The 25,764-nt window shown below is 48.6% G+C and carries 17 protein-coding genes and 1 pseudogene; 13 read left to right on the forward strand and 5 right to left on the reverse strand.

Going from position 1 to position 25,764, the window contains the following annotated elements:
- Positions 1–260 precede the first annotated feature (260 nt).
- Positions 261–4,709 (forward strand): endo-1,4-beta-xylanase, encoded by a 4,449-nt coding sequence (locus L6H98_RS26250; RefSeq protein ID WP_236420642.1) that lies wholly within the window; start codon positions 261–263, stop codon positions 4,707–4,709.
- 35 nt (positions 4,710–4,744) lie between these two features.
- On the opposite strand, the pseudogene L6H98_RS31440 reads toward L6H98_RS26250, so the two are convergent.
- Positions 4,745–4,852: pseudogene (locus L6H98_RS31440) on the reverse strand (IS3 family transposase); the annotation flags it as partial.
- Positions 4,853–5,422: 570 nt separating this feature from the next.
- Between L6H98_RS31440 and cysD the strand changes: the two are divergent.
- Positions 5,423–6,322: a sulfate adenylyltransferase subunit CysD gene (gene cysD / locus L6H98_RS26255; RefSeq protein ID WP_236420643.1), complete on the forward strand. Its 900-nt coding sequence runs from the start codon at positions 5,423–5,425 to the stop codon at positions 6,320–6,322.
- A gap of 1 nt (position 6,323) precedes the next feature.
- The gene (locus L6H98_RS26260) at positions 6,324–7,997 is read left to right on the forward strand and encodes a GTP-binding protein (protein ID WP_236420644.1); all 1,674 of its coding nucleotides are present in this window, start codon (positions 6,324–6,326) and stop codon (positions 7,995–7,997) included.
- Positions 7,998–8,192: 195 nt separating this feature from the next.
- On the opposite strand, the gene L6H98_RS26265 is transcribed toward L6H98_RS26260, so the two are convergent.
- On the reverse strand, positions 8,193–8,399 hold the full coding sequence (locus L6H98_RS26265; RefSeq protein ID WP_236420645.1) for a DUF2536 family protein: 207 nt from the start codon (positions 8,397–8,399) through the stop codon (positions 8,193–8,195).
- Positions 8,400–8,644: 245 nt separating this feature from the next.
- On the opposite strand from L6H98_RS26265, the gene L6H98_RS26270 reads away from it, so the two are divergent.
- The 3 genes from L6H98_RS26270 (at position 8,645) to L6H98_RS26280 (ending at position 11,074) form a co-directional block, all read left to right on the forward strand.
- Positions 8,645–9,172: a hypothetical protein gene (locus L6H98_RS26270; protein WP_236420646.1), complete on the forward strand. Its 528-nt coding sequence runs from the start codon at positions 8,645–8,647 to the stop codon at positions 9,170–9,172.
- A gap of 60 nt (positions 9,173–9,232) precedes the next feature.
- On the forward strand, positions 9,233–9,802 hold the full coding sequence (locus L6H98_RS26275) for a hypothetical protein (protein ID WP_236420647.1): 570 nt from the start codon (positions 9,233–9,235) through the stop codon (positions 9,800–9,802).
- A 282-nt stretch (positions 9,803–10,084) separates the two neighbouring features.
- On the forward strand, positions 10,085–11,074 hold the full coding sequence (locus L6H98_RS26280; RefSeq protein WP_236420648.1) for a tRNA-dihydrouridine synthase: 990 nt from the start codon (positions 10,085–10,087) through the stop codon (positions 11,072–11,074).
- Positions 11,075–11,306: 232 nt separating this feature from the next.
- Here the strand turns inward: L6H98_RS26280 and L6H98_RS31445 are convergent, their stop codons facing one another.
- Positions 11,307–11,387: a putative holin-like toxin gene (locus tag L6H98_RS31445; protein WP_356724473.1), complete on the reverse strand. Its 81-nt coding sequence runs from the start codon at positions 11,385–11,387 to the stop codon at positions 11,307–11,309.
- Positions 11,388–11,713: 326 nt separating this feature from the next.
- Here L6H98_RS31445 and L6H98_RS26285 point away from each other — a divergent pair, with 326 nt between their 5' ends.
- From L6H98_RS26285 to L6H98_RS26295, 3 genes are all read left to right on the forward strand, one after another.
- Positions 11,714–12,874 (forward strand): cobalamin-independent methionine synthase II family protein, encoded by a 1,161-nt coding sequence (locus tag L6H98_RS26285; protein ID WP_236420649.1) that lies wholly within the window; start codon positions 11,714–11,716, stop codon positions 12,872–12,874.
- Positions 12,875–13,304: 430 nt separating this feature from the next.
- On the forward strand, positions 13,305–16,676 hold the full coding sequence (locus L6H98_RS26290) for a HEAT repeat domain-containing protein (protein WP_236420650.1): 3,372 nt from the start codon (positions 13,305–13,307) through the stop codon (positions 16,674–16,676).
- 94 nt (positions 16,677–16,770) lie between these two features.
- Positions 16,771–17,580, forward strand: coding sequence for an AAA family ATPase (locus L6H98_RS26295; RefSeq protein ID WP_236420651.1), 810 nt, complete (start codon positions 16,771–16,773; stop codon positions 17,578–17,580).
- Between the two features lie 202 nt (positions 17,581–17,782).
- Here L6H98_RS26295 and L6H98_RS26300 read toward each other — a convergent pair whose 3' ends face one another.
- The gene (locus tag L6H98_RS26300) at positions 17,783–18,328 is read right to left on the reverse strand and encodes an NAD(P)H-dependent oxidoreductase (protein ID WP_236420652.1); all 546 of its coding nucleotides are present in this window, start codon (positions 18,326–18,328) and stop codon (positions 17,783–17,785) included.
- A 224-nt stretch (positions 18,329–18,552) separates the two neighbouring features.
- Between L6H98_RS26300 and L6H98_RS26305 the strand changes: the two genes are divergently transcribed.
- Both L6H98_RS26305 and L6H98_RS26310 read left to right on the forward strand, forming a co-directional pair.
- Positions 18,553–18,954: a helix-turn-helix domain-containing protein gene (locus L6H98_RS26305; protein ID WP_236420653.1), complete on the forward strand. Its 402-nt coding sequence runs from the start codon at positions 18,553–18,555 to the stop codon at positions 18,952–18,954.
- A 257-nt stretch (positions 18,955–19,211) separates the two neighbouring features.
- Positions 19,212–20,390, forward strand: coding sequence for a DUF4317 domain-containing protein (locus L6H98_RS26310; protein WP_236420654.1), 1,179 nt, complete (start codon positions 19,212–19,214; stop codon positions 20,388–20,390).
- A gap of 91 nt (positions 20,391–20,481) precedes the next feature.
- Here L6H98_RS26310 and L6H98_RS26315 read toward each other — a convergent pair whose 3' ends face one another.
- On the reverse strand, positions 20,482–22,287 hold the full coding sequence (locus tag L6H98_RS26315; protein ID WP_236420655.1) for a flagellin: 1,806 nt from the start codon (positions 22,285–22,287) through the stop codon (positions 20,482–20,484).
- 357 nt (positions 22,288–22,644) lie between these two features.
- On the opposite strand from L6H98_RS26315, the gene L6H98_RS26320 reads away from it, so the two are divergent.
- Together L6H98_RS26320 and L6H98_RS26325 are read left to right on the forward strand one after the other, a co-directional pair.
- A complete protein-coding gene (locus L6H98_RS26320; protein WP_236420656.1) occupies positions 22,645–23,349 on the forward strand; it encodes an ABC transporter ATP-binding protein in 705 nt (234 codons plus the stop codon).
- Positions 23,349–25,688: an FtsX-like permease family protein gene (locus L6H98_RS26325; RefSeq protein ID WP_236420720.1), complete on the forward strand. Its 2,340-nt coding sequence runs from the start codon at positions 23,349–23,351 to the stop codon at positions 25,686–25,688. Before L6H98_RS26320 ends, L6H98_RS26325 begins: the two co-directional genes overlap by 1 nt.
- Positions 25,689–25,764 lie beyond the last annotated feature (76 nt).

The raw sequence follows: 25,764 nt of genomic DNA on the forward strand, positions 1-25,764 counted from the left end.
TTGTCAGTTTGCTTCCTATGCACGCCAAAAAGATTCACGAATTTACTCCCGCAGCCTGATCTGCGGAACGAAGAGCATCGTCTCGTACCCGTATCAAACTTTGTATAATTCTGAAATAATCTAGGATTCACCTTTAATTTGGAGTAAGATTTCTCTTTCATGAAGTGGTATTATCTGGGGAGAAAGGAGGCTGGTTACAGTAAATTATGTAAGCGCTTTACATGGTTTATGAAAAATTTCGTGTGGGGGGAATGCTTCGAATGAGGAAATCATTTAAGCGGGTCGTTTCCGGGTTGCTTGCAGCGGCTCTGCTTCTTCCAGGCGGCTTGGTTGCTCCGACAATCAGTGCGGCTGATCCAGTGGAATCTAATTCACAAATCGTTTACCAGGAAACGTTCCAGAATGGTCAAGGCAAGGCAGCTCAATCAGGCGGTGCCCAGCTGAGCGCTGTAACTGGCAAGCCGTTTGCCGGAAATGATGATGGAGCTGCTTTAAAAGTGAATAATCGATCCAATAACTGGGACGGCGTGGACCTCGCATTCAGTGACCTTGGTTTGGCGGTTGACAAACAGTATACTGTAACCGCTTCCGTTTATGTTGATGAAGATTCTGACGTACCTGCAGCCGGGAAAGCCGTCCTTGAAATTGTAACCAACAAGGGTGTCGCTGGCTCAGAGGCATACAATGGAATCAGCTCTTCAGATTTTAAAGCAGGAGAAGGTGTTTTACTGTCTGCAGATCTCTCCGTTACCAGTGTGGTCAATACAGCTCTGCGAATCAAGTCTGATGAAGCTGGGAAGGAGGTCCCCTTCTATATCGGGGATATCACGATCACCCAAGTAGCAACACCTGTCCAACCTGCTGTGGTCCTTAACCAAAGCTTTGAAGACGGAAATACCGGAGGCTGGGGCAAGCTGGGTTGGGGATCGAGCGGGGATATTGCGGTCGTTGACGGCGTAGCCTCCGAAGGTACGAAATCTCTGAAGTTCTTCAACCGGGCTGATGAGAAGGCCGTTCCTGCTCTCGTACTTACTGGCAAGATGAAATCCGACCGTAAGTATGATATTTCCCTCAAGGTCAGACTCGGTTCAGGTGAAGGCGAGTACCATCTGGCTTCCAAGGTGGATTCGGAAATATTAGCCGATGATCAGAAGTATCCTTGGCTTATAGGGAATAAGCTTGTAACCGCTTCCGACTGGACGCTATTTGAAACGAAAGGCTACGAAGTCCCTTCTAGAACGAATGAGATCATCATCTATGTTGAACCATCGGGAAATACGTTAACCTCCGATATTTACATTGATGAAGTCATCATCACCGATGTGACCCCTGGTGAAACCGCACCAGAGATTGTGGATAAAACGGGCATCTCTGTAGACTTTGAGAATGGTCTGGATGGATTCAAAGCACGGAACGGCCGTGAAACGGTAGTCCTTTCCCAAGACGATAATCATACACCTGACGGCAAGCAAAGCTTGCTTGTGACGACTACGGCGCAATATGATGCAGCCTTGGTTGGTGCTGCCGGTAAAATGGCAAAGAATCACGAATACGAGCTGTCTGCATGGGTGAAAATGGCGCCTGGCCAAGCACCTACAACACTTCGTATCAGTGTTCAATATGCGGACAGCGGCTTTGCAAACGTTTCACAAAATGCAACCGTTACAGATCAAGAATGGGTACGCCTAACAGGCAAGTATACGCTCACCACTACTCCAAGCGTACTCAACGCTTATATTGAAACGGCAAACAACGACGGGGGCAGCCGTACCTTTTTCTTAGATGACTTTGCTCTAAAATATTTAGGACCTGTAGCAGTCGCGCCTCCGATTCAAGAAAATCTTCCTAATCTTAAGGATGTCTACAAGGATGATTTCCTGATCGGCAACATTGTTAATCCGTCCACCTTTGACGAGACAAGGCTTAAGCTTCTGAAGAAGCATCACAATGTCGTTACGTTTGAGAATGATATGAAGCCGGATTATGCCTATGACAAGGACAGAGAATTCGACTTCACCGCAGAAGATGCCCTTGTCCAAAAAGTACAAGATGCAGGTCTTGACTTGCACGGCCACGTGCTCGTCTGGCATGCGCAGTCACCTACATGGCTTCATACCGCAGCTAACGGCGAACCATTGAGCCGTGATGAAGCTCTGGCCAATCTAAGAACGCATGTTAAAACGGTCGTTGAGCACTTTGGTGACCAAGTCATTTCCTGGGACGTCGTCAACGAAGCCATGAACGATAACCCGCCTAATCCGGAAGACTGGAAAAATGCATTGCGTAATTCCGGCTGGCTGCAAGCCATCGGCCCCGACTTTATTGAGGAGGCATTCCTCGCGGCAAAAGAAGTCATTGACGAAAACGGCTGGGATATCAAGCTTTACTACAACGATTACAACGATGACAACCAGAATAAATCTACAGCCATCTACAGCATGGTGAAAGAGATCAATGAGAAGTACGCCGCCAATCACCCTGGCGAGAAACTGATTGACGGCATCGGCATGCAAGCCCACTATAATCTGGGAACGAGATTGGACAATGTCAAGATGTCGCTGGAGCGTTTCATTTCCTTGGGCGTAGAAGTCAGCGTGACCGAATTGGACATCATGGCAGGCACCAACTCTGCAATCACTGAAAAAGAAGCGAAACAGCAGGCATACTTGTATGCCCAATTGATGGATCTCTATAAGAAAAACAGCGAGCATATTCCGCGTGTCACCTTCTGGGGGTTAAATGACGGCACCAGCTGGAGAGCCGAGCAGAACCCGACCTTGTTCGATAAGAGTTTTCAAGCCAAAGAGGCGTTCTACGGGGTCGTTGATCCGGAGAAGTACCTGGCGGAAAATCCACCTGAAGAGCTTGAATACAAGAAATCAACCGCTCACTACGGGACACCGGCTATCGATGGCTCCGTAGACAGCATATGGAGCAACGCTCCTGAATTGAAACTGGATACGAAGCAAATGGCATGGTCCGGTGCGACGGGAACAGCAAAAGTACTCTGGGATGACGACAATCTGTATGTGCTCGTTCAAGTCAGAGACGATCAACTGAACAAGACCAACCCGAATGCATGGGAGCAGGATTCCGTCGAAGTTTTCGTTGATGAAAATAACGGAAAAACGTCCAGCTTCCAAGACGATGATGGACAATACAGAGTGAATTTTGAGAACGTCGCATCCTTTAATCCCGCGGAAATCGCAGCAGGTTTCGAATCCAAAGTCGCTGTTGCCGGTACCAACTACACCGTTGAAATGAAGATTCCATTCAAAAAGGTTAAACCTGCGAACAATGCCAAAATTGGCTTTGATGCGCAGATTAATGATGCCAAAGACGGCAGCAGAATCAGCGTGAACGCATGGAACGATGCATCCGGTCAAGGCTACCAGGATACTTCCGTATTCGGTGAATTGACGCTGACTGGCAAACCTTCTTCCGGCGGCAGCAACGGTGGAGGCAACAACGGTGGAGGTAACCATGGTGGCAGTGGCGGATCGAGCTCAGGGACTACTCCGCAGCCCCAGCCTCAACCACAGCTGCCAGGGAACGATTCGGTGGTTGTACCGGTAATTAAAGTCGAAAATGAAACAGCCACAGCAACCATTTCGAGCGAGAGCCTGAATAAAGCCATTGAAAAAGCTTCTCCAGGTGAAAATGGCAAGAAACAGGTTGCCATCGAAGTGCCGAAGCAAGCAAATGCACAATCCTATGTTGTGCAATTCCCGACTTCAAACCTGCAAAGCAACAATAATGTTGAGTTTGTGCTTAAGACGGACCATGCAACACTTCAAATTCCGTCCAACATGCTTTCTAATATCACGGAACAAGCAGGCCAAGTCTCTATTCAGATGAACAAAATCTCGGCAGATCGCTTGAGTGCAGATGTTCGCGCTAAAGTGGGCAGCCGTCCGGTGATCGATCTAAGCGTAAAAGCCGGGGACCGTGTTCTGGCCTGGAACAATCCTGCGGCGCCTGTAACGGTATCCGTACCGTACACACCAGCTGCGCAGGAGCTTGTCAATACAGATCAAATCGTGATTCTACGCATTGATAATCAAGGACAGGCAACAGCGATACCAAACGGACGCTATGATGCTAAGTCCGGCTCGGTTGTGTTCAAAACAACTGAATTGAGCACCTATGGGGTGGCATACGTAACCAAGTCTTTTGCCGATGTGCAACATGTCCTCTGGGCAAAACAAGCAGTCGAAGCGATGGCTGCGCGCGATATTATTAAAGGCGTTTCCGATGACAGCTTTGCTCCTGCGGCTTCCATCACAAGAGCAGACTTTATCACCTTGCTTGTTCGAGCGCTTGAATTGAAGGGCTCGGACACGAACACGGCAGCTTTCAGCGATGTACAGCCAAACGCGTACTATGCACAGGCCGTGGCTATTGCCAAAGAATTGGGTATCGCATCCGGATTCGCAGATAATACATTCAAACCAGGCAGCAGCATTTCCCGTCAAGATATGATGGTTCTGACGGCGAAAGCCCTGAAAGCAGCTGGTAAGCAAACTGTCGGCAACGGAAATCTGGTTCCTTATTCCGATGCTGCAAGCATTTCCACTTACGCTGTAGATAGTGTAACATCCCTCGTAGGAAGCGAAATCGTCAACGGCAAAGATGGCAAAATTGCACCAGCCGAACCATTGACCCGCGCTGAAGCAGCGATGATTCTCTACCGGATCTGGAAAATGTAAGTGATTTTAAAGGATATCTCGAAAAATTAGGCAACTCATTGAAGCTGCTGTCTGTACTTTACAGACGGCAGCTTTTTCAAATTCCATTGCCCTCGATTATGATTGTAATACGTCATATCATTTTAAGTTTCTCGTTTTACTTCTTCAATTTGCAGGTTTGGATCGTACGATGAGTTCAAATTTCAGATCTACTGCAACTTTTGGAACCTTCGATGTTTTGCTTCATCCATTTCATAATTTGCAACTACTCGACTTTATGCCAATATGGGGCGAACTGAATCCCGAGAGCCTATATAAACCGCACTAATCATTCACATTAGAGCACTGCGAGTGCAGTACCATCTTCCGATGGCTGTTATCCCCAGATTTTTTGGATTCTCCTTTTCTAAGGGGAAAATCCGGTGATAAGCCTATGCTTCCGATGCAGCTTTCTTTCAGAAAGCTTTTAGCGCACGCTTTGCTTCTCCAGATTGGTTCTGCCTCTCCGTTAACGTGTGTTTGTTTTTTGCGGTTTATATAGAAACCGACTCAAAATCAATCGTTTACGCGATTTTATTTAGGAGGGAGCCGCTACTCGATGCGGAATATCGTTGATCCAATACATAAACATCATAAATTTTACTTTTTTCCACTTTGCAATAAAGATGGAATCTGATAGGATAAGGTTATAAATACGATGGTTTTAGTAAGGATTAAAAGGAGGCCGCCTTGCCATGCAAGAACTAACACATCTGGATCAACTTGAGGCTGAAGCGATATACATTATCAGAGAAGTAGCAGCGGAGTGCGAGAAACCGGTCATGTTGTACTCCATCGGCAAGGACAGCTCGGTCATGCTGCACTTGGCCCTCAAGGCTTTCTACCCCGAGAAGCCGCCGTTCCCGTTCATGCATATCGATACAACCTGGAAGTTTAAGGAGATGATCGAGTTCCGCGACCGAAAGGCGAAGGAGTTCGGTATCGAGATGATCGTGCACTCTAATGAAGAGGCTATTCAACAAGGAATCAACCCCTTCGACCATGGTTCCGCATATACCGACATTATGAAAACCCAAGCCCTGAAGCAGGGATTGGACAAATACGGATTCACGGTTGCGTTCGGCGGGGGAAGACGTGATGAGGAGAAGTCGCGTGCCAAGGAGCGGATCTTCTCGTTCCGGAACAAGAACCACTCGTGGGACCCGAAGAACCAACGTCCGGAGATGTGGAAGCTGTTCAACACGCGAATCAACAAGGGAGAGAGCATTCGAGTCTTTCCGCTGTCCAACTGGACCGAGAAGGATATCTGGCAATACATTCGTCGGGAGAACATCGATATCGTTCCGCTTTACTCCGCGGACGTAAGACCGATCGTTAATCGTGACGGGCATATCATCATGGTGGATGACGAGCGGATGAAGCTTGAGCCTGGAGAGAAGGTAGAGATGAAGAAGATTCGCTTCCGCACGTTAGGTTGCTACCCGCTCACGGGCGGAGTCGAGTCCGATGCCGTTACGCTGGACGAGATCATTGAGGAGACATTGGGTGCGGTATCTTCCGAACGGACCAGTCGGGTTATCGACCAAGAAGCGGCGGGAAGCATGGAACGACGCAAACGGGAGGGCTATTTCTAACATGAAGAGTCTACTTAAATTCATTACCTGCGGAAGTGTGGATGACGGCAAGTCCACGCTGATCGGACATATGCTCTATGACGCCAAGCTGCTGTTCGCCGATCAAGAACGCGCGCTTGAGCTCGATAGCCGACTGGGAAGCCGAGGCGGCAAGATCGACTACTCGTTGCTCCTCGACGGCTTGCTGGCTGAACGCGAACAAGGGATTACGATCGACGTGGCTTATCGTTATTTTACGACGTCTCATCGTTCCTTCATCGTGGCGGACACGCCGGGACACGAAGAGTATACGCGCAACATGGCTGTAGGCGCTTCCTTTGCCGATCTAGCCATCATTCTGGTGGACGCTACCAAAGGCATCATTACCCAGACCAAACGCCATGCCCGGATCTGCGCCCTGATGGGGATCAAGCACCTCGTATTGGCTGTGAACAAGATGGATCTGGTCGGCTTCGACCAGAGGACGTTCGAGGCGATCAAGGAAGAGTTCATCCAAACGACGGCTGAATTGCAAATCAAGAGCATTCAGGTCATTCCCGTGTCCGCTACGGAAGGGGACAATATCACAACCAAGTCGCCGAATGCCCCTTGGTACGAAGGGTTAGCCTTACTGCCGTATTTGGAAAATATAGATATTCATACTGCCGATGATGCGAAGCCTTTCATGATGCCGGTTCAGCGTGTAAGCAGACCGGACCATACGTTCCGTGGGTTCCAGGGCCAGATCGAGGCTGGTAAGATTTCGGTCGGAGACGAACTCATGACTCTGCCAAGTCGGGAGAAAGCAAAGGTTAAACGGATTTTGGTGACGGACCAAGATCGGGATTCGGCTTATGCCGGCCAACCGGTTACGATACAACTGGACCGCGAAGTCGATGTCTCGCGGGGCTGCGTGCTCACGATGGACAATCAAGTTCAAGAAGCGGAAAGCTTCGTATCTACGATCCTGTGGATGGACGATTCCGTCCTGACTCCGGGCAAGCATTATTGGGTAAAGGTCGGAACGAAGACTCTTCCGGGCACTGTAACGGCGATTACCCATAAGATTGACATTAACACGGGCCATACCGTTCCGGCCGATCAAATTGTTAAGAACGAATTGGCCAAGTGTGAATTCACGCTGTCGGATCGCATCGTCTTCGATTCCTTCGAACACAATAAGAGCATCGGAGGTTTTATCCTTATCGATCGTGTCACCAACATGACGTCGGCTTGCGGAGTCATCGATGAAGCGTTGAAGGGAGACAGCCGATTTGCCACACCGGATACGGGGATCACGAGAGAGGTTCGCGCCCAGCAGAAAGGACAATCTCCGCTCACCGTCTGGTTTACTGGCTCGGATACGGCAGCTCTCGCCAAGGAAGTGGAGAAGCGACTAATGTCATCCGGTCACCATACGATGCTGCTTGAGAGCGTCGGGGGAGAATCGTTCCGCCGCACGGCGGAGGTGGCAAAGGTGTTGAACGACGCCGGCCTAATCACACTGGTATCCCATGATTCTATCAGTGCGGGCGAACTTGAGACAGCTCGAGAGATCATCGGGGGCAAAGGATTTATCGAAGTTAACGCGGACGAGATCGGCGGAACGTCCACCCAGGATGCCGCGAAATCCGTGGTTAAACGAGTCGTGCAATCCGTTATCGCTCACAGTCCTTCGAATAGCTACGATATTTAATAAGCATGTCAGATACAGCGGTTGCCGTCAGGCAGCCGCTTGTTGTTTCATCAAGATTCCTTTAGGTGGGGAGAGTGATCTCTGAATTTGCTTTATTCTGGGGAAGGAGATTTGAGCTGTTACAAAAACAATAAAAAAACCGGATTGCTATATTTCGCACAATTCGGTTTTTTTACTGTTCAACGTTCTGGTCCATCAATCTGCTGAAAAATGAACAACTGCACTATACAACATCTTGTCGCGAAGCGAGTCGAACGTCACTTGATGCTGGACCTGCTTCACCCGCAGCAGCAGAGCCTTATTCATTCCGATTCGGTCTTCAATCGCCCGTTCCAGTTCATGGAAGTCATAAGCCTGCAGGCATTCGACTTTGTCTTTGATCATATCCAATGAAATTTCCATATTATCGTTCAGACCTCCTCCATGTCACGATTTGCAGGTACAAAAGCCTGCCGAGCTTTTATTGTAGAGGAGCTTTTCCGGTTCGGCAAGAGTAAACGAAGCAAAGAAAACGATGGAGGCTGTTTGATTTCTATACTGAGGGTACCCAAGCGACAAGGTAGAATTATGCTTGAATAGTAAAAGTCGAATACTCCACCTTATGGTACAATGGACTTGGATCTAATATGAGGGTCGTGACTATAAAAATGATTGATTTTCTTAAGAATAAAGGATTAAAGGCATTTTACGAAATATCGGCGATTGCAAAGCACCCAAATCTGTTATTCTCTAACGATAAAGAACAATACCATTCCGAGGCGCAGTTTAACCTTTATACCATCCAACATTTGAATAAGCTGATTAAAAAGAACAATATATCAATAAAAGAATTACAACAGATTTTTGGCTTTATTGAGACGTCTTGGTCTGATTATTTGAGAAAATATTATCGAGGAAAATCGTTTGTCTATTATCTGTGGGCGGACGATCAGATTCCAGCATTCCGTTTTTCTGTCGTTTCTTATTATGAGGGTATAGAACTCCCCTTCAGATGTAGCTTAAACAAGGTAAATGACATGATTGAGGTTTTATCACTGTATGTCAACAAAGCTCAATTCGATGGAGTGACCACTCTTGAGTTAGATGATGCAGATGAAACGGATGAAGCTGGCCCTTCTTCCGGCTCAGACAACGTTTATACGCTTACGGTGTATTCCAAGAAGATCATTTGTTGAAAAAAAAACGCCTAACAGCCGAGAAATACAGATAATAGGTCTTAGAACATAGGAGGGACCATGTCCTGGAGTAAATTGAAGCAAAATTTGGAGAGTTTCATCTCTCCTGCGTTAAATGGAAGGGTCGAATTTCGGGCAACCAGTTACCGTTATCTACCTGATAAATCCGGAAGTTGTTATCTCACTGTAGATAAAAAGAACGTGCTTAATATGAGTGATGCAGCTAGCTCCATCCGTTGGTATAAGACCGAGCAGGAAATCAAAAGCGATCCAGAACTCTACATCCCGATTAGCGTTGAAGACATTGAAGCGGTCCGAAAAGATGCCAAAGGCACGATTCCCGAGGATCGTCTAAAAGTCATTGCGAGAAGTCGGAAAATTTCAGAGCTTGCTAAAGAGCTTTTAGCCGCGCAGACCGCGTTAAGCAAATCCAATTTTACCGTTACAGCGACGACGTTCTTGTCGACCTCAATCGAGGAAAGCCTGGAGAGCAACGATATTTTACTAAATATTTTGGCTTTGGTGGACAAGCGAGTTGGCAAAAAGCGAATTTTAAATATGTCGGATAAGGTAAAATTAAAACATCCCGCCGTGCAGTATTTTTATGAGCTGCGGCGCAGTACGTTATGACAACAAACGTCTTTCATTGACGAGGCACATCGTGTCATCCATCGGTGGTAAGCAGGGAGGGGCGGCGCCCTTCCTTTTTTTGCGAGTTCATTGGGAGTCTGCTGGTCTCTTAGGTATGATATACTCATTTAGATGTCTACCATATAACATATACCGTGACCGTCGTTTGAACTACGTTGCTAAAGCATGTTATAAGTGAAGATGAAGCAAGGGCATGAAGGGTTAATTTTATTATTTTCGAGGACAAAGAGTTGTCCTGATTTTTATAGAGGGGTTTTTGAGATGACGAACAATTTTTGGCGTGATTTGCCACGGCCTTTTTTTATACTTGCACCGATGGAAGATGTGACGGATGTGGTGTTTCGCCATGTCGTAAGCGCAGCAGCCAGACCGGACGTGTTTTTTACGGAGTTTGCGAATACAGAGAGCTATTGCCACCCGGAGGGGAATAAAAGCGTGCGCGGGCGTTTGACGTTTACAGAAGATGAACAGCCCATGGTCGCCCATATCTGGGGGGATAAGCCGGAATATTTCCGTGAAATGAGTATCGGTATGGCGAAAGAAGGCTTTAAGGGCATCGATATCAATATGGGTTGTCCTGTAGCGAATGTAGCCGAGAATGGAAAGGGGAGCGGCCTGATCTGCCGCCCTGAAACTGCAGCGGAAATCATCCAGGCCGCCAAAGCCGGAGGACTGCCCGTCAGTGTGAAAACAAGGCTTGGCTTCACTGCCGTAGACGAATGGCGCGACTGGTTGACCCATATTTTGAAACAAGACATTGTAAATCTGTCCATTCATCTGCGCACCAGAGAAGAAATGAGCAAAGTCGATGCTCACTGGGAACTGATTCCGGAGATTAAAAAACTTCGTGATGAGGTGGCGCCAGATACACTGCTGACCATTAACGGGGATATTCCTGACCGTCAGACCGGCTTGAAGCTCGCTGAACAATACGGCGTGGATGGCATTATGATTGGACGCGGTATTTTCCAGAATCCGTTTGCTTTTGAGAAAGAGCCGAAGGAACACAGCAGTGAGGAGTTGCTTGGTCTGCTGCGCTTGCATCTGGACCTCTACGATCAATACTCAGCACAGGAGCCGCGTTCGTTCAGCCCTCTTGCCCGCTTCTTTAAAATCTATGTCCGTGGATTTCGAGGCGCAAGCGAACTTAGAAATAGCTTAATGAATGCTAAATCAACCAGTGAGGTACGTGCGCTGCTTGATGAGTTTGGAAGCAAGGATGATGAAGGGGCGGAGGAACGTGGAAATTAAGTCTCCATTTTGAGATACGACGGACGATTATAAAGGCTCCTTCGTTTCATTGATGAGCACATCGAGATTGAATTCCTCTTCCATGATGTTATAATAAGGGAAAGAACAGCTTATAATGCAAAAAGAGCCGTGCTGTAACACGACTCTCCGCGCAATAGCCGCTTTTAAGGGCGGTGGGCTTAACAAGAGGAACACGATCAAGTAGACCGCAACCTTTGCATGGGAGGGCGGTCTACTTGTGTTTATTGGACAGCAGCGCTGCAATCAGCGAACCAAAGGTTAGCATCAGCATCATCGCTTCAAACACTGTCACAAGGCATCACCTCCCTTCAGGGAGATTAGCCGACCGCCCATATCAGCCTTTCTATCGCGTAACGATTATACCAAATATTCCTAGTCATTGAATAGATAAATAGCGCGAGTATAAATGTATTGTAATGTAATAAGAATTAATCAGGGGGATAACAGTGATCGGAAGATGGTACTGCACTCGCAGTGGCCTGATGGGATTTATTATAGATTTATATAGTCCTTTCTCGCTATAGCTTTTAACTATAACTAGTTATGTTTTTTAAGTAATCCTACTAACCCTACTCTGCGTGATATGATAGGCCATATACAACGAGGGGGTTTTTTTACATGACTGATAAGTTCCAGATCGTAGGCAGTTTGTTGCGTCCTGAGGAATTGTTGAAATATAAAACGCAAATTGAGCATCGTGATGATATCCAATATCCGTTCTATGAAAACTTTGAAGGGTATGCGCAGTGCGAGGCGCAAGCCATTGAGCAGGTTGTAAAGAAAGAAATCGAGCATGACCTGTCGGTGATTACGGACGGCGAGTTCTCCAAATCGATGTGGCATCTGGATTTTGTGTGGGGCTTTGATGGCGTAGAGCGTTATATCGCAGATCATGGCTATTTTTTCAGAGATGTGGACGGCACATCGAAATATGAAACACGCAAAGATATCGGTTTGCGCATTACGGGCGAGTTGAGCGGCAAAAATCATCATTTCATCCAAGTGTTCAAACAGCTGCAAGAGACGGCTGGCGACCAGCAAACCAAGCTTTGTGTACCGTCTCCTTCCCATATTTTCGGTGAACTCTCTTGGTCGGATAACATTGGCGGCAAGGATGCCGTTTACCAGAATAAACAGGAGCTCAAAGAAGGTCTGGTGCGTGCATATAAGGAATTCGTGGAGGAGTTCGCTGCGGCGGGCGGCAAAATCCTGCAATTCGATGATTGCTTGTGGGAGCTGTTTGCGGACGACAACCCGAACTCTCCGTTTACAGGCGAGCATATCAATCAAGAGGAAGTGGCGGGGCTGGCCACTGAATTTATTGACATTAACAATACGGTGATTGACTTCGGCCATAGCCTAGGCTTGAAAATGTGGACACATAACTGCCGCGGCAACTATGATTCCCGCAACATGGGCGGTGGATCTTACGCAAAAATCGCGAATCTGTTCCTGAAACAGTTGAAATATGACCGCTTCTTCCTGGAATGGGACGATGAGCGTGCGGGTTCGCTTGAAGCGCTGGAGGTGTTCAAGGACCGTCCTGAAACGGAGATTGTACTGGGGCTGCTGTCGTCCAAAACCAATACCCTTGACGATGAAGAGCGTGTACTCCGTCTACTGGACGAAGCATCCAAAATCATTGACAAGGACCGCCTGCTGTTATCCCACCAATGCGGATTTGCATCCTGCGATGGCGGTAACGAACTCAGCGAAGCCGAGCAATGGGCGAAAATCGACCAGGGTCAGAAGATTGCCAAGCAATACTGGGGCAACTAAGAAGCTGCAAAGAGATTTGTACCCTGCTGTTGCTGAATAAGTCTCTATGGTTGTAACACTTTCTTGATCTGTGTCTGAACTTGAATAGCAAACTTGTTGAGCAAATAGAGGTGACTCGAAGGTCCGTGAAAGGGGCCGGAAGTCATCTCTATTTTTTATGCAGCGTTTCGGTCTGTCTGAGCAAACTTCATTGCACGTCCTTACGTCATATATACTGCAAGGATTTATGGGAAAAACATTTGATCCGCCTATATGATTGAGGCTGCTCATAAGAGTCTAATCCAAGGCATAAGCCTTCGCGAAACAAGGCCTTTAAACAGGAGAAGCCCGCGCTTGCGCAGAAGTTATAACCTTTCGAGCTTCTGTGCGAAATAATTGCACGGGTGCTTTCATCCGGTTACAAGACATAGAAGGGAGAGATACACCCATCATGACATTGAACCATAATCCGTTTGACAAAGAGCAAGTACTCGAAGAACTGGATTCGCTCGGTTACTCGGAAAGAATGAAGCACATTGCGCTTTTGGGGCGTCAGCATCAAGACGAGGCGGCGTATTCTGCGCTGCTCATCGCTTTACTGGAAAGCGGCACCGCCTATGAGGCGCATCTGGCTTTAAGTGGTGCCAGCGTAGTGAAGGATGCCCAAGCTGTTTTGCTTGCCCTTGAGCATCCAAAAGCAGGCGTTAGAGGACGGGCTGCCGGGCTGCTGCCCGAAGTCGTTACAGATTCCAATTATTCGATCGAAGCCGCAATGGTTTCGCTGTCGTACCATGGCCGCCGTCAATTGCTGCGGAGCATCGTGAATACATATCGTCAGGATTGGGCGGAACGACTGCTGCCGCTCGTGCTTGCCCGCTGGGGCGCGCAAGAAGCTTCGTTGATCTTGTCTGTATGCAGCGAGGAGACGGTTCGCAGCCGGCTTCCGGAGCTTGGGTATGCGCTGCGAAATTGGCGGATCTTAACGGAGCGTTATCCCGAACTGGTTGCGGATTATTTGGAGAAATCTTTGCAGAACGCCACGCATCAAGAAAAGGCATATATATGGTGGAGACTTTCTTCCGCGATCGAAGTGTTAAGCGTCTCAAGACCGGCGGCCGTTCTGGAATGTGCGTTGAAGTACGGACCTACGGATACGATTCACCCCGTGCTCAAACGGCAATTGGGCATTCTGATTCAGACGAATCCCGAAGGCGTATTCGAGCTGCTGACCCGGGAGGAGGCACGAGGGTATCTTCTAAGTCATGGCGTGCCTGCAGGCGTTTTGAAAAAGAAAAAATGGTTCACCGCAGCACAATGGACAATGCTGACAGTATTGCTCGCCGATCAACCCCTGCATGTCGCCAAGGTGCTGGATGCACTTGCGCCGTCGTGCCGTGCGGCGATATTTGATGCGGCATATCCGGAGAACGAGCGCAAGACGCGCGTTTTCCCTAAACAGCTATTGGACGTGCTGCCGCATCGACTGCGCGATAAAGAAGCCGCCCGCATGCTGGAACTGCGCGATATTCGGGATGATCGGGACAACATGCTCGAAATGACGGCGCGCCGATTAATTGCTCATTCTAGGGAGAAGCTGGAGCAAGCCGTGCAGGTGTCCAATGCGGATGAGCGTGCTGCGGCCTACGGGCATCTCATTCGAAGCACCGCTTTATCAAGGCGCGGGATGGATGAAACGCTGCGTTTCCTGACCCGGGTCAAAAACGACCAAGACCCGGTACGCAGCACGGTTATGGCGGAACTGTCAAACTGCCCCACACCCATGTTTACGGAAGAGCATATCGACGACCTGACTTTGCTGGTAGATAGCGTGATCGAGGCCAGAGATACGTCATATGGGACCAGGTCTGCCACGGAGAAGCTGGCTTTTGCCATACTGCGAGAACACGCATTGGAACCGGAGAGCGATCTGTTCCAGTTCGCCTTGAGAACGTTTGGAAGATTGGCTATGCGGGACGGGCAGTTTGCGCTCTTCTCCATGGACTGGGACAGCATGCCAAGCCGTGCACTGGAAACGTTGTTCGAGACGATTTATGCCTTTGGCGTGGAAGCCAACAAGCGTGAAAACGATAATGTGGTCCTGCGGATGGCTGGTTCGTTCGGCAAAGCGGTGGAGCGATTGCCCAAGCTTCAGCTTTTGCTGGAGGAACTGGTGTATGCCAAAACGGTGTCGACTCAGGCAGTCCGCTATTGGCTGCTTCCGTATAAAACGCGGGATGAGAGGGTCAGAGAACTGCTGGACAGAGATCCATCCTTTATCTCGTTCCACGACGTATTTATGCATCTGCACCTGAAGCGCCAGGAATGGCTCGACCCCTTCATCTCGGGGAAAGTGATCAAAGGCAAACACTTGTCGGGTAAAACGATTTATGTTGTGCCTGCCCATAACGGGTTTCATCGGTGGCTGCCGCGCCAGCAAAAGGCGCTCGCATCCCTGCTGGAGCGGGTGGCACTGGATGGCAAACGGAGTTTCCATGAACGTGCATCCGCGATGCGCAGCTTGGCAAGCATGCCCGATTATTGCTCCGATCAACTGGAAGTCCTGTTGCAGGACGAGGAAGTGCATGTTGTAGAAGCAGCGCTTTATGCCTATTCGTTGTGGGAAGAGCCGGAGCAGGCCCTGCCTGTGTTGTTGGACAACCTGGACGGAGACCGTGCTCGTGTCGCCATGTATTCGATCCCTAGATGCATGCGCAGGGTGAGCCCGGTGTTGTTGACGTCGCTGCTTTCGGACCTGCTGAATCGGGAGAAATTGAAAATTACGGTCAGAAAAGAGGCCATCCGGCTGCTCGGTGCTTATAAAAGCAGTGAGAGCATGACGCTTCTCATTCGCGAATACGAGAAACCGAATGTACACAAAGATGTAGTCATCGCCATAGGCCATGCCGCAAGACAATGTCTGGACGATGAACGCAGCTGGACCATGCTGGGCACCATGGCTTCTTCCCCGCAGCGGGACATCGCACGAAGTCTGCTGAACCAGCATTCCGGGGAGCTTCCCGAAAAGGATCGACCAAGGTATTTGCAGTTGATTACCGAAATCGCAGACCATGACGATGCCGTTGTGGCAAAAGCCGCTTTCCAAACGATGAGCCTTTGGGTGAACGGAAACGAAGAGACGATCGCGGCCTCCGCGGGCAAAGCGATCATTGATTTGGAGGACAATGCCAGGTGGAAAACCGCGCTGGATACCCTCATTGCGGCCTGCCGTGACGGAAAAGTGAATGATCAGGTCATCGGCGTCGGCAGGCAGTTGGCCGACACGGAGACGAAGGCCGAATGGAACGCTGCCGCCGAGCGGGATGTTCCGGAGCGACAACGTTTGCTGGCATTGGTGGACAGGCTTGCCGCGCTGCCCCAAAATGCAAGGCGGGTGCTCATTCCTCTATATTTAGGCATGATCGATGTCCTCAAGTCCAAAGAAACGATGAAACCAGCCGTAATCAAGCTATATTTGGCGGTTGTCGAATGGAACCAGGCGGATAAAGCTGACGTACGGCTGGAACCGGTTATTCAAATGGCGGACACCCACCCGCATTTGTTGGATTACGCCTACAGACAAATAACGCAGGCAGTAAATGCCAGCAAGGCGTATTGGAGACCGGAGACGATTCTGGATCTCGTGGACAGATTGCGAGCACGGCAGTCATTTGCGGCTCAGTATATCGGGCTTTCTTTGCTGAAGGCTGCCGGAACGGCGCTATTGTGGGATGAGGCTTGTGCTGACCGTTTGAGAGCTTACCGGAATCATGAGCATGAGGCCATTCGTTTGTCGGCATTGGATATTTGGACTGTGCTTGAGTAGAATGAACGGTACTTGGGCGGAACGGTTACACCATAGAATAATGGCCAACACGAGTGCCAAACTCGCATGATTTTCCGAAAGGGGGAGCGAGACGATGCTGTATCTAGGGAGCTTCAAACTTTCCCCGTATATCTCCAGCAATCCCAATATCTATCCCGATCATGTGTTCAAGCACATTGCAGGGGAGGTTCTTTTGTTTGACCGGATTACCGTATTATATGGCAGCAACGGCTCCGGCAAATCAAGCCTGCTGAATTTAATCGCTAATAAATTGGAAATTACGGGCTCTGAGCGAATGACCAGTTACGGCCACAATATTTATGCCCAGCGCTTTATTGAGGAAAGCAGCTACGAACTCGGGCATGATGATCAGGAGCGTCGCATATACAAGCTTCCCGATGGGAGCCGGTACATCAAGTCAGAGGATATATTGTATGAAATCAAGAAAATACAGCAGTCCAGCGTGCTGCGCGAGGGATTGTTATATGAGCAGGCCGTACAGGGGAAGAGCAGGGAAGAGGTAGAGAAACTGGAGCAGTCGTATGAATTCAAAAAGCAAATGGCCAACATTCAATTCGCGCAGGAGAAATATTCGAATGGGGAAACCTCGATGCAGTTTTTTGAGGAATATTTGCTTCCCGGGCAGCTGTATTTGTTGGACGAACCGGAAACGTCGCTTTCTCCGGCGAACCAAATCAAGCTGGCAGAGCAGATGAACGATCTGGCGCGGTATTTCGATTGCCAATTTGTCATTGCTTCGCATTCTCCCTTTGTTCTCGGAACGCTTCATGCGAAGATCTACAATCTCGATGCCAAGGTTTTGCAGACGGCAGAATGGTACGAACTGGAAAATGTACGATTTTTTTATCAATTCTTTCATCAGCATCAGCGATTGTTCGAATGAAAAGGACCCGGGTACACATGGTCGGCGGGTTCCTCGCATAACGGTGCTTGAAACGGTAAAAGGCGCCGAAACAGAGCAACATAAAACATGGAGTTGCGGAGCATTTCCGTACCTCCATGTTTCATTCGCAATCATGGCTTTCCTGCAAATCTTGGATCAGATGAGCAGGGAGCTTTTTTTTATCACAAATATCGAAAATGAATCAAGAAACGCTATATTGCTGGTCTTTCAAAATATGCTGGACATACTGTTCGGCGCTTTGGTCGATGTGCTCATCGCTGGCCTGAAACGAAGACCCAAAGACGGCGAAATAGGGGAGCACCGACGCGCCCACATGTTTTGCGCTGGCTTTGAACGGAGCGATCACTTCATCCACGGTAAACGAAACCGAGCCCTCTGGACGGTAATTTTCCTCTTTGTCGCCGATGGACAGGGCAAGCCCGAACCGTTTTCCTTGGAGCTTGTCGCCTTTCGATCCGTAAGCCCAGCCGTGCGCGAACACATCGTCGAACCATTTTTTCAATAACGGGGGATAACTGTACCAATAGACTGGGAATTGAAAGACCACATGGTCGTACCCTTCCAGCAGCTCTTGTTCTTTCGGAACGTCAACGTTCCAGTCGGGGTATGCTTTGTAAATTTCATGTATGGCAATATCGTCCGAATACTTCAGCAGCTCTTCTTTCCAGCGCCGATTGACCCTCGAAGCCTCTATATTCGGATGTGCCAAAATCACCAGTGTTTTCATCGTTCAAATCCTTTCACAGGCCAAAATTCAAATGTGTATTTGGATGTGCCTTGCCTCGTTTATTTGGAATAACCCCATTATGTTGCAGGTCCGTAGAAAAGAAAATACACACAATGAAGTAAGGTAGTTACCTCAAGGTATGTACTCGACTAGGGTGGTCAAATATGCAACAATAGAGGATCAGGCCCATGCGGTTAAGACCAGAATGAACGAGGTGTCCGTGCATGAAGCAATACCATTTAGGCATCGAGGCCACGCTGGAAATCATCGGGGGAAAGTGGAAGGCGCTGATCATCTGTTTGCTGATGTCCGGCGTCAAAAGAACGAGCGAACTGCAGCGGGGCATTCCGTGCATTTCGCAAAAGGTATTGATCCAGCAGCTGCGCGAGCTTGAACAGGACGGCATCGTCCAGCGCTACGTGTACCAACAGATGCCGCCCAAAGTCGAATATCGTCTCACGGAATACGGCGTGACCGCCAATCAGATCGTCGAAGTGATGTGTTCCTGGGGCAGGGAGAACATCCATATCCGGCAGCAGCGGGGCGAGCAGATCGTTTTGCTGGAGGATCAGGAGCAGAAGAATGGAGAGCCCGGACGCAGCGTTGTCAAGCCGCAAGATCGTTAACAAATTTTCGCTCAATAATTTATACTATATGAGTTGGACCAGACATTTACACGATAACGAAGAGGGCAGAAAGAATCTGGAGAAGCGAAGCGTTCGCATTTATCACCAGATTTTCCCCTTGAACAAAGGGGATCAAAAAAATCTGGGGATAACAGCGATCGGAAGATGGTTCTGACCACGTAGTGGCTCCGTGTAAAAATCATTCGTTCAACTTATACGATAAGCAAGAATATTTCTAAGGAGCTGCCAAACCTCATATGAACAAAAAAGAAATCGCGCATATTCGCAAGCAATTTAAGCTGGATCACGATTTACTGAATATTTACGATATTCTCAATGTCTATATTACGAAGGAAACCAATGAAATCTATCACTGGGAGCGCCTGCCGTTCGAGCTGGTAGATCGGGAGAAGCAAGAGCTGTACATGGGCAATTTCAAAAAACTGCTGACCGGCGAACTGGATCAGAAGTTGTTCGAGTTGAAGTTTCAGGAAGATGCGGAAGAACCGGCGCAAGTATTGCTCCACCAGGCACTCGTGACCGGCGATCCCGAGGAATGGCAGGACTTGATGCTGATGCTCGTGGAGAGAATGTTGGCGGATGCCAAGTATGAGCGGGATATGGTGGTCACATTCGTGAAGGGACAATACTATTTGCCGACCAAGGCCAGAAACGAGGCAACCGAAGAGAGCGAAAAGAACGAGGTTTTTGCCCATCCCTTCATTCTGTCCAGCGTGAACTCGACGGAAAAACAAAAGAAGACGCTCTTGTTCGATTATGTGGAGCGGGAGTTCAGATATAATGTCATCGTGGATCCGATTATCAAGCTGAGCACGCCGGAGCAGGGGTTCCTGTATCCTAGCGTGACGGACAACTATTCCGACGTGAATCGCATTTTGTATTGTACGGGCAAATCGAATTTCCCGGACCCGCACTTTGTCGAACAGGTGTTGAACGGAGAAAGGTCCGTGACGGCCCTTGAAGAACGGGCGATCTTCGAAGATATCGTGAAGGAAGTAGCCGGCGAAGAGCTCGACGCAGCGACCATTGCACAGGTGTACGAGGAGATCAACCGGGTCATCGAAAGCAACGAAGAGGCGCATGAGGAAGAACCTGCGAAGCTGGATTTTAAAGACGTGGAGCGCGTACTGACCGCAAGCGGCGTAGAAGACGTGACGAGCGAAAAGGTGGAGCGTGCCTTCGAAACGATCGTGGACGACAGAAACTACGAAATGAAAGCGACCAGCGTCATGCCTAAGTTTACGTCCAAATCCATTAAAATCGAAACGAAGGTTGCTACGATCTCGGTGAGCCCGCAGGATTTAAGATATGTGAAACAGGTGAACTTTCAAGGAAAACGCTGCATCATGATCGAAGTCGACGAGGATGTCGCGATCGAAGGGTTTACGCTTGCTTCGGAGACGCTTTTAAGTTAGATGCTTTTAAGTTAGACGCTTTTAAGTTAATGGAATAGACAAATGCCCCTTCCAACAATGTGGACGGGGCATTTGTGCGTAAGATGTTCCGTTATTTTAATAACTGCAGCATGGTTTGGGGATTCTGATTGGCTTGCGCCAACATCGCTTGGGCGGCTTGAGTTAAAATATTGGATTTGGTCATACCCAACAATTCTTTGCCTATATCGGCATCGCGAATACGTGACTCCGCCGAGATCAAATTGGTGGTGGAAATGTTCGTATTGTTTAATGTATGTTCCAACCGGTTTTGTAGAGCCCCGTATACGCCGCGATAACTCGTCACTTTCTCCAGAGCACGGTCGGTTTGGACCAAAGCTTGATCAGGATCTGACGGTGGTAACAGTCCTATATCGGTGAGCCCCAAGCCTTCGGCATCTACATTGAAGAGAGGGATGTTTACGGATTCACCTTCGTTGGCTCCCGTTTGAATGTCAATCTTGGGCGGTATATAGTCGATATCCGTAATATCCGTAACTACGGTTCTTTCGATATGTTGGGTTACTTCCGTTTCACGGGTGAATTCGAACACATCCATGTTTAAGGAAAAAGGTCCGTATGAGAAACCCAAAGTGATGCTTGAACCGCCAGGGATCGTCAGATCCCAGTCAAAATGAACTTGAGGCTCTCCCCCCGCCGGATTATTTACCGTCAGCCCCGTCGGGGAGGTAAAACCAAGTGAATCGTCAAACGTGATGGATGCGTTGGCATCCGTTCCCGTCATAGTAAGCGTGTTACCGGACGGGGGAGTGATCACACTCGTGCCGGCCAGAAACGGATTTCCGTTTGCATCATAGACAACAGAATCCACCGGAGGATTCATTGCGTTGCTCAGTTTAAAACTGGAGTCCGATGGATCGCCATTATTAATGACATATTTAATTTCCATGGAGTTATCGGGCAAAACGGTTCGGAATCTCGTTATGGACAGATTGGTCCCGGGAAACGACATATAGTCCCAAGCCGGAACAGTTCGGGGGTTACTGCGTGAGGTATATTCCAGGGCTCTCGTGCTGCCGTCGACTTCAACGTTTTCGAACAATGAACCATATACATCGGCAAAGCCTTCCGGACCGAAGCTGGTTTGGTTCGTGCCAACGGAATGCCAATAACTGGGTTCCGAATATTTAGGGTCATTGGACAGCATCAGGCTTTCATGGATCGTCGTTGTTGTATCTGTGACAGTGGTTGTGTTGGTGTCGACCGTATATTCGTTATACCCCTGTCTTGAATCCGGTGAAACGATCGGCGTAATGGTGCTGGTATTGGAATGTGTGCTGCTTGTTGTGGATGTCTGCGTACTGCTTACAAGATGCCTTGGTTCTTCGGCCTCCCCCGGTCGTTTGTATACCACGGACTTATGTATTGTTGTTGTTGGAGGCGGATCGCTGACGGTATGGACGGTATTGCTGCTGGAACGATCGGCAAGTATTTCGTAATCGTCTCTCGCCAATAAGTTGATGGTATTAAACTCTGTGTTTGTCGAAATGCTGTCGATTTGATTCGTAAGCTGACGTAATTCCTGGTCAATCATTAGCCGATCCTGATCGGTGTATGTATCGTTTAAGCCCTGTATGATCAGTTCTCTCTGCCTTTGCAAAATGCTGGTGATTTCATCCATCCCCCCCTCGGCAGTCTGAATGAGTGAAGTACCGTCCTGAATATTTCTGGAGGCCTGCTCCAAGCCCCTGATTAGCGCCCGCATCTTTTCGGATATCGCCAATCCTGCCGCATCGTCGGCTGCTTTATTGATCCGCAATCCCGAGGATAATTTCTCCATTCGACTCGAACCGGCCTTCGAGCTTTCCTGCAATCTTCTTAGCGTATTTGAAGCTGCTAGATTATGTGAGATGATCATTTTTTTATACCTCGTTTTGAAATGGATATTCGAGATCTATTTTACCATAGAGCCATAAAATACGTCTAATGATTCATGAAGATGAATGCCCGCAATCCCTTGGTGGATGGCGGTCTTTTTGCGTCCGACATAAACTGCCAAATGTTCACACGTTAACGGAGAGGCAGGACCAATCGGAAGAGGGGGCTGTACTCGCAGTGCCCTAGTGTGATTGATAAGTGGGGTTTCAAACGAAATCCTTCTTGGGGCTGATGGAGGAATACATCCCTTGCCGGGTGCCTCATTTACCATAGAGTGTAACATGGAGATAAAGCACATCGAGGCCGACAGAAAATTCAATGCGAGGAGAGGGATGCAGTGAAAACGTTCATCGAATTCAAGAAGGTGAGCAAGGAATACCACATCGGGGAAGTGCAGATCAGAGCTCTGGACGGGGCGGAATTTTCCATCGAGGAGGGAGAGTTCGTCATTATTTTGGGCGCAAGCGGTGCCGGTAAAAGCACGATTCTGAATATACTCGGCGGCATGGATACGGCTACCTCGGGTCATGTGATCGTTGGCGATCAGGATCTCACCCAATCCAGCGAGAGAGCATTAACGGCCTATCGGGGCCAAAAAGTCGGCTTTGTATTTCAGTTCTACAACTTGATCCCGAACCTGAATGCGCTGGAAAATGTTGAGTTTGCCACTGAAGTAGGCAGCAACGGGCTGAATGCCGCCGATCTTTTACAACAAGTCGGATTGAAGCATCGCATGAATAACTTTCCCTCCCAGCTCTCCGGAGGAGAACAGCAGCGCGTCGCGATCGCCAGAGCTGTTGCGAAAAATCCGCTGCTCCTGCTCTGCGACGAACCAACCGGCGCCCTGGATTACGTAACAGGCAAATCGGTCCTCAAGCTTCTTCAAGACGTGAACAGGAATATGAAAAAATGCGTCGTTCTGGTCACTCATAATTCAGCAATCGCTCCGATGGCGGACAAAATCATCCGGGTCAAGAGCGGGAAAATCGAAAGCGTAACGATAAACGGCAATAAACAAAGCGTTGAAAGCATCGAATGGTGATGATGATGACGAAATTAGCCGTGAAGCTGCTCAGGGACGTTAAACAATCATTCGTTCAATGTACAGCTTTGGCGTTGGTGGTCGCGGTGGGGGCGTTTTTCTATGCGGGGTTAAACAGCTATAGCACAGAGCAACGTGCGTATATCGAAGCTTATTTCACGCAGCATAATCGAAGTGATTTGAACGTGGTTTACGATCATATTTCCCAAGAAGACGCCGCTCGGTTAAGCCGAGTGGAAGGCATCGAGCGTATCGAAGCACGGTACACTATGGACGCAACGCAGCATGTCGAAGGGGATAAAACTTCGTTGAAGATCCATTCGATTCCCGCGGACAACCGGATCAATACCCCTAAGATCATCGAGGGGCGCATCCCCCAACAGAAAAACGAGATCATCGTGGATGCCCACTATGCCCAAGCGCATCATTATCAGGTCGGCGAGACGATTCATTTGGTGGCGAACGAAAGAGAGCTTGCGTTTACGATCAGCGGTTTGGTCGAAAATGTGGAGTATGTGAAAAAAAATGCGACGCAAGACCATACCGCCTACGGATTTGCTTATATTCCAGAAGAAGCGATCGCCGAGGCTTCGGGTACAGGCCGCCTGTATTATAACGAATTGCTCGTTGATGCCAGCGAAGGCTATGACGTGGATCAGTTGGGCCAGGTCATCGAAGGACAATCCCAAAATCTTTCCTACTTGGACCAATTAAGCAAAGAGCGATCATTCGGTTACGCTCAGATTCATCAAACGATTTACAACAATGGCATGATGAGCAAGGTGATCCCTTTAGTCCTCTTTTTGATCTCAGCCATCATTCTGTTTCTTACGATGTCCAGGACGATCGATTCGCAGCGGCATCAAATCGGGATTATGAAAGCCTTGGGGGTCAAGGACAGAAACATCATGCTTCACTACATGGGATACCCCGTGCTCATAAGCATTGCAGGTTCGGTCATGGGGTGTGTCATCGCCGCTGCGGTGTTCATTCCATTGGTAACGGCGTCCAGTGCAAGGTCTTATGCATTGCCTGGCATCTCCTATTCACTTTCATTCTTCTCGCTTATACCGCCCATGCTGATCTCCGCTTTGTTCGGGCTCCTGTCCGTGTACTTCAGCGGTAGAAGCATCCTGAGAGAGCGTGCAGCCCAAGCGATGCGTCCCAAACCGCCAAGAACGATGAAAAAGCTGTTTATCGAACGTTTTCCGGGGTTGTGGCGCCGGACGTCCTACAGCCATAAGCTCATTTTGAGAAATTTGTTTTTAAATAAACGAAAAGCGCTGGCCAGCTCCATCGGCATCGTTGCAAGCACCGTGCTGTTAATCACTGCATTAGGGACGCAGGCTGCCTTGCAAAAAATAGCCGACCAAATCGAAAAGGTACACACCTATGACTTCAAGGTCGATTATAAGGCGGATTCGTCTGCGGATACGGTGCAGCTGCCCTCCGGCATCAAACACCATTATTTTTTGTCCGCCCTGCCTGTTGAATTGGTAAAAGGGAATGAGAAGGAAAATGCCACGTTGATGGCAACGGAGAAAGAGAACTCTCTCATTCATTTCTATGACGAACACGGCAATGAAATTTTTCTGGAGGATCACGGGGCGCTTGTGCCCAAATCCTATGCAGATCGTTATAACATTGCAGAAGGAGACACCATCCAGCTCAAGCTCACAGAACCGAAGTATCGGAACCAGACCGTGGATATGCAGGTTCTAAAGATTTCAGACCAATATAACAACCCATCCTTTTACGTCACGCCAGCGTATTTGGACAGTTTAAACATCAGCTACAGCCCGACCTCGCTTTTGGTTCAAAGCGATCATATTTCGAATCTTGCCGGCATCCGCAGCTTCTTTGAACAGAATCAGCAGGTGGAGAGCATTGCGGACAAGACGGACTTAAAGACATCGGCGGAATATATCATCAAACAAAACCGCTTTATGTTCATCATGTTTATCATCAGTGCCGTTCTGCTCTCCTTCGGCGCCGTATACACGATATCTTCCATCAACATTTACGAGCGGAAACGCGAGCTTGCCACGCTGAAGGTATTGGGTTACCCCAAACACAAAATAAACAGGCTTATCTTTGCGGAAAACGGGATATTAACCGCCTTTGCGGTCATTGCCGCCCTGCCTGTGGGCATTTATTTTTATGCCATCGTGGTAAAGGCGCTGTCGAGCACCCATCAACAAATTCCAGATCAGTTGAGCCCTTCCGTTATACTGGTCTCCGTCCTCTTTGCCTTTTTGTTAACCGCGTTATGCAGCTTGTTGCTCAGGGTAAAAGTGACGAAGATCAATATGATTGAATCGTTGAAAAGTATCGAATAGAATGGTGAAAAGAAGAGCATACAAGGTCTGGACCAAGCAGCTGCATGTGGAAACAGGGAAGTGCGGCTGCTTGATT

It is taken from the genome of Paenibacillus sp. JJ-223, assembly GCF_927798175.1.
Lineage (GTDB): Bacteria > Bacillota > Bacilli > Paenibacillales > Paenibacillaceae > Paenibacillus > Paenibacillus hubeiensis.